The following is a 6,092-nucleotide window of genomic DNA, read 5'->3' as shown; positions in this document are numbered from 1 at the left end:
GTAGGATGCATTTTATGCATCGTTGATGATCACGGGTTATGTTATTGGTGGGGGGCATGCTATGCACCGTTAATGACGACGGTCGATACCATCGGTAGGATGCATTTTATGCATCGTTAATGTTGTTGGTGACGGGATTGATGAAATTGATAATGAATTTGGTGAATAACACAGACAATCGGTGCGCAGAGCGCACCCTACGGGTAGGTTATTTGTAGGATGCATTTTATGCATCGTTAATGTTGCTTGGTGCTGAAGCGCACCCTACGGGGTATGTTATTGGTAGGATGCATTTTATGCGGCGGTAATGTTTCTTGGTGCTGAAGCGCACCCTACGGGGTAGATGAAGCTCTATCTATTCTTATACTGAGTTGGGCAATAAGCTCTGCCGACTTCCGGCGACCTGAGTTTTGTATGCTTAGTTTTTCGGCCACTTACCCTGCTGCGCCACAATTTAAAACTGCTTGGTTTCATCTTATAACGCATAAGTCTTATCACCGCTGGTTCATTTAGGCCAAACTGATGTTCAATCGCTTCAAAGGGTGTTCTATCCTCCCAAGCCATTTCGATAACTCTAGACTCTTCACTCTCACTAAATAGGATCATCAAGTTCCAACTTTTTAAATTTAAAAGAATCAATACGTGAGAGAAGACCTTAAGGTTTAGTTAAAAAGTAGATTTATATTCGACGCCTTTATAATCGGCGTCAATTTTAATGGATATTCCCACTTTTTAATTAAGCAGTTAATCTTATTTCTTTTGTTAGAGTACCTTGCTTAAGCTGCTTAAGCTGCTTAAAGTTGCTGCTGAGTTGATCCTCGTGGGCACAAATACTTAACAGATCATCAATAAAATGAAACAGTGCACGTTGTTCGATCTGCTTGATCTTCTGCTGCTGCGCTGGCGTCAGCATGTGGTACATAGTGGCAGCACCAAAGTCGCCAAAAATGATATTGGCTTGTTCATCAAACAGGGTGTTATGCGCATATAAGTCGCCATGGCAGACTTGATTGTCATGTAAATGCGCAAATACGGCTTCCATTTGTACAACGATTTTCTCAATCTGCTTAATGGATAAGTTAAAGCCCGGCGTAAAAGTATCACGGGTACAGCTTTTAAAGCAGGGCGGTAGCCCCAAGTTATTATAATGTGCCGGTATTAAGGTCATAATTAACGCTAAATAATTTGGCTCATTCACTTGCGCGATTGACTGCACTAAATTGGCATGATGGCCGACCTTTAAACAGGCTTGTAATTCATCTTCCGGATAACCATCACTGGTGACTTCACCCTTAAACACTTTAACCGCAATATCATCGGGAAAGCGGCTTTGCGTTTTGTTCCAAACGGCTTTGGAGATAACCCCGGATGCACCCTGACCTAGGATATTTTGTAAGGTGAAGCTTGATGATGATAATGTCGGCACAGCATTGATTTTAACATTTGAGCGGGTAAAGGGATTACCTGCAAAAGCAAACCAGGCAAGCTTAGGTAATTCCAGCAATTGCTCCGGACACTCGGTCAGTCTATTGGCTGAAATACGAACTAATTCAAGGTTTTTACACTGACCCAGCGTTTTTGGCAGTGCGCTTAAACGATTACCCGCCAGTGCCAATTTTTGCAGTCGCGGCCGTTCACCCAAAGTGTCAGGTAACACTTCAATTTTATTGTCCGTTAATATCAACCAGCGTAATTTGGCGGGCAAAGCGTTTGCAGGCACCTGGTTAATGTTATTGGCTTTAAAACCCACCATCTCTAAATTAGCGCATTGACCCAGTACTTCAGGCAATGTTTCAAAAAGATTGTTTGATGCAAAAATGATTTTAAGCCTGGTTAACTGCATCAATTCTTGTGGCAATGAGGTCAATTGATTATTGGATAAATCAAGAATCTCCAGGCTATTCGCAAGTGATAAAATCTCGAGCGGGAATGAGGTTAAATTTTCAGATAAGGCGAGTCGTTGGGTTCCGGCTAATTCGCCTGATTTGAGCTGTGCAAGTGTCTGCAAAATAATATTCCCGTAAGGTCTGTGCTACAAAAAACGGTAGTCTACTAGAAAATGCAATAAAAAGGGCAGGTGCGGTGAGATGACGTCTGAATCATAATAATAATTCAAATAAAACAGCCCATTTTTACAGGCTGTTTACTGTGCTTTTATAAGGGAAAGGCTTTATGGTTTTAAATGAAAATAAGCCGGTTTGCTGGCTATCCGTGGATCGTCGATCGCCTTACCGACGGTGAAATGATAAAGGGTTTGCCATTGATCGTCCTTGAGGCCAAGTAGCTGGTGCACTTGATCATCAAAGAAACAACCTATACCCGTTGCCCGCAGGCCAAAAGCTTCTGCCTGCAGATACAAGACTTGACCTATTAGTCCGCTTTCCCAATATAAAGTGGGGTAACAGCTTGGGGATTTTGCCAAAGGTGCGGCAAAATTTGCCAGCATAGCCAATGAAAAAGCACTTTCACTGGCGATATCCTGTTGACAGCTGACCGCTTTGGCAATCCGTCTGATATTGCCTGTTTGTAGTAAATACAAAGGTTGTCGTTCAATGATCTGCGTCCACTCAAAATCACTGTCCATTTGCGCTTTTAATAACGGCAGGTGATCCTCATTTCGTACCCAAATATATAAACCGGGTGCGAGTCCCTGCACATTATGGACAAACAAAACCAGATCCAGCTGTGCCTCGAAAGGTAAGACTGAAAAAGGAATGCTATTGCCGGGCAGGGTTTTTTGCAGATTATGTAAAAAGGTGTTTAACGGCAGGTGACTGCTTTCCTTGTCATAACTTTGTGCACTGCGGCGTTGGCGAATAAGTGTTTCAGCACTTGCGGTGCACAGGCTCTCTGTCTCCGGGTCAATGACGCTGGTTTTTTTGGCGGGTGTGAGTTGTAACGGCTCCCGATGGCTGGATGAGACAACCTGATTGATAATCGGCCAGTCGATATGCACCTTACTCAGTTGATTCGCCTTGTGCCCATAATTAAGCGTTGGCAGCTGGTTTAACCATTGTTCAACAGCCGCGAGATCAGGTGTTGTCCGGCTCACCCAGCAGACACAATCGGCAAACTCGGTTTCTGCCTGCACGGTATTTGATTGTGCAAGCGCAAAGAGACTTTCTGACTTTTCAGCGGAGATATTGGGCAATACTTGAATCTGCCAGCCGTTGAGGTTGCAGGCAATGTTTAATGCCGCTAGGGCGTGACCTAAATCATGTTGGCAATAACGGTAAGCACGCTCGCCATATTTCCATGCCTCGCGCCAGGCAATACTGCTCAGCATCAAGGGAAAACCATCCATCTTTTTCAATGCCTGCGCGGCATCATCGGGTATTGCTGCGCGCTGTTCAAGCAGATGAACATAGGGGTTGTAATGCACACTGGCAGCCGCTTGCTGATCGACTTCCGGCAGCAGTAAATAACATTCGGTGGGATGCAGATTACCGCTGGAAGGATTAATGCGCAGTGCCCACTCTGAACCTTGATACTCTTTCCAGGCTGAAAGCCCTAAGCTGAGTTCCAACATACTGGCGATTGATGCGATAGAAATGGGTTCAGCTTCTTTTTCGGCCGCCTGAAAGAGTGCGGAATAAGGGGAATCGTTAGTTTGTTGCAACAGCGGTAAGGGGATTTGTTGTGCCCCTTCGTAAAGCCTATAGGGTAACGGCTGATTTGCCCAGTCCATGTAACCTGGCGAACGCGCATATCGGCCCGGCTGGTGTTTGCTCTGCTGGTGGTAATCTTTGATTGTCTGCAAGGCGGATTGGGTCATTATTTTCCTCAAAATTATTAACTGGCTGATTACTATAGAGGTTGTTGTGTCTAACTTAAAGCGGTGATTTGTAACAATAGAATCTGAATAATGCAGGTTGGTATTAGTCTTAGTCCTTATCTTGCTGCTGCCAAGGTGAGCGCCTTACCTTTCATTATTAATAAAGGTTAGGGTCTGTTGACCTTTTGTGTGTATTTTTTCAGCAATGTGTGCGTGCTTTATATAAGGCAGAGCTTGTTTTGTATCGTTATTCTACATAAGTAGGCGATAATGCATACGATCGTGCGCAAAAAATGCTGCCCTTCGGATTCATTCAAAAGCGTCCTACGCTGCGTTAATCAAAGTTTACATAGAATAACTCTGCTGCTCTCCTCATGCCTTGTTCAGAACACGTTTAGATTGAACGAAATTTGTACACCAAAGGTCAGCAGACCCTCGTTTTGTGTAAATTTGGAACGGCTAATGACTTTCTCAAGGTAAAGCTATTCTGCAATCATTAATCAGCCCTTAGATTATCGCCATGATGAACTGCGGTTATTGGTCATTTTCTAATAGACTGGACTGCTATTGATGAGTTGTTAATTACTGAGATAAGCTGCAGATAAAGCGGTAAAGCATTTGATTTTGTTACTTTTCATAGTAATCTCTAGGTTAAAAATTATCCTTGCACTTATTTGAAGACAGGTCGAATGATTTTTTCCGTATAAAAGCGGTTTCGTTGAACAGATAACTTAATATTTGAGGTGACATAGAATGAATATAGTTTGGGCAACAAGTGAGGCCGCACCCTATGCAAAAACAGGCGGATTAGCTGATGTATCATACTCACTACCATACGCTTTAGCTGAAAATGGCCACAATGTTTCAGTTTTTATGCCCTATTATCCGCAGGTTATGGCTGAAAAATGTGCTGATACAGAGTGTGTGCATGAACTGCTGGGTGTCCCTTTTGGAGAAGGAAGCGAGGAATGGGCACGTATCAGACGGCACAAGGTCAGTGAAAACCTTTCTTTTTACTTTATAGAATATGATCGATTTTTTGATCGTCCTAAACTATACGATTGGGACGGCAATGAATACTCTGATAATGCCGAACGCTTTATCTTTCTGAGCAGGGCAATTATGCAGGCTGTACTGGCTCTGGATATTAAGGTCGATGTACTTCACACCAACGACTGGCACACTTCGCTGTGCAACGTATATGTAAAAAGTGCCCTGTACAACGGATTTGATAATTTTAAGCAAACCCGATCAATTATCACTATTCACAATATTGGCTATCAGGGTGTGTTTAGTAAATCGAATCTTTACTGGACGGGCCTTGGCTGGGATTATTTTAACGTTCACTGTTTTGAATTCTACGATAAGCTGAATTTCCTAAAAGCAGGGGTGTTGACCGCCGATATGGCAACAACGGTTAGCCCTACCTATGCAGAGGAGATCCTATCCCCTGAATACGGATTCGGTCTGGAACATCCGCTTCAACACCGAGCCGTTCAAGGTAAACTGCGTGGCATTTTAAATGGCATTGATGTCATTGAGTGGGATCCTGCAACAGATAATTTTCTCCCTCACAACTTTTCACACAAAGATCTGAGCGGTAAAGCTTTATGCAAAGCGGCACTGCAGAAGGAATTTGGAATGGAAGTGCGCGCCGATGTGCCCATTTATGGTGTGGTATCGAGACTTGCCGAGCAGAAAGGGCTGGATGTCTTTATTGCATGTTTAGATAAGATGCTGGAAGAAGACGATGCCCAATTTGTTATTGTCGGTTCCGGTGAGAAGTGGCAGGAAGTGGCATTAGCAGATTATGCTAAAGCCTATCCGGATCGCTTTGGATGTCATATTGGCTACAGTAACAAGCTTGCTCATCTGGTCGAAGCGGGATCGGATTTCTTTGTTATGCCTTCAAGGTATGAGCCATGCGGGCTTAACCAGATGTACAGCATGAAATATGGGACCGTGCCTATTGTGCGATCAACGGGAGGGCTTGAAGACACAGTCAGCAACTATTCCGTTGATAATATCGATAGCGCAACCGGGTTTAAATTCTACGATCTGTATCCGGAAGCATTAAGAGAAACCATGAGATGGGCAGCTTCGGTATACCGTAACGATTTTCCGGCATTTGAAATAGTGATGAAAAATGGTATGACCAGTGATTTTTCATGGCATCACACGGCCGTGGAATACGAAGATCTATATCAGCATGCGAGTAATAAGTTCGGATAATAGATTACCGAATTCGGTATTTTGTTATCGGTAGGGTGGATCCTACGAGCTGTAAAGCTGTAAAGCTGTAAAGCTGTAAAGCTGT

The 6,092-nt window shown here is 43.6% G+C and carries 4 protein-coding genes; 1 reads left to right on the top strand and 3 read right to left on the bottom strand.

Annotated features, from left to right (window positions below; genetic code table 11):
* Positions 1 to 351: 351 nt before the first annotated feature.
* From CXF72_RS11740 to CXF72_RS11730, 3 genes are all read right to left on the bottom strand, one after another.
* Positions 352 to 606 (bottom strand): TIGR03643 family protein, encoded by a 255-nt coding sequence (locus CXF72_RS11740; protein ID WP_101039205.1) that lies wholly within the window; start codon positions 604 to 606, stop codon positions 352 to 354.
* Positions 607 to 736: 130 nt separating this feature from the next.
* Positions 737 to 2,008, bottom strand: coding sequence for a leucine-rich repeat-containing protein kinase family protein (locus tag CXF72_RS11735; protein WP_101039204.1), 1,272 nt, complete (start codon positions 2,006 to 2,008; stop codon positions 737 to 739).
* A gap of 162 nt (positions 2,009 to 2,170) precedes the next feature.
* Positions 2,171 to 3,775, bottom strand: a complete 1,605-nt coding sequence (locus CXF72_RS11730) for a SagB/ThcOx family dehydrogenase (RefSeq protein ID WP_101039203.1) — start codon at positions 3,773 to 3,775, stop codon at positions 2,171 to 2,173.
* A gap of 753 nt (positions 3,776 to 4,528) precedes the next feature.
* Here CXF72_RS11730 and glgA point away from each other — a divergent pair.
* On the top strand, positions 4,529 to 6,007 hold the full coding sequence (gene glgA / locus CXF72_RS11725) for a glycogen synthase GlgA (protein ID WP_101039202.1): 1,479 nt from the start codon (positions 4,529 to 4,531) through the stop codon (positions 6,005 to 6,007).
* The last annotated feature ends 85 nt before the right edge of the window (positions 6,008 to 6,092 follow it).

Source organism: Psychromonas sp. MB-3u-54 (assembly GCF_002836415.1).
Classification (GTDB): domain Bacteria; phylum Pseudomonadota; class Gammaproteobacteria; order Enterobacterales; family Psychromonadaceae; genus Psychromonas.
The sequence above is the reverse complement of the archived record's forward strand: the minus strand, read 5'-3'. Positions and strand labels throughout refer to the sequence as shown.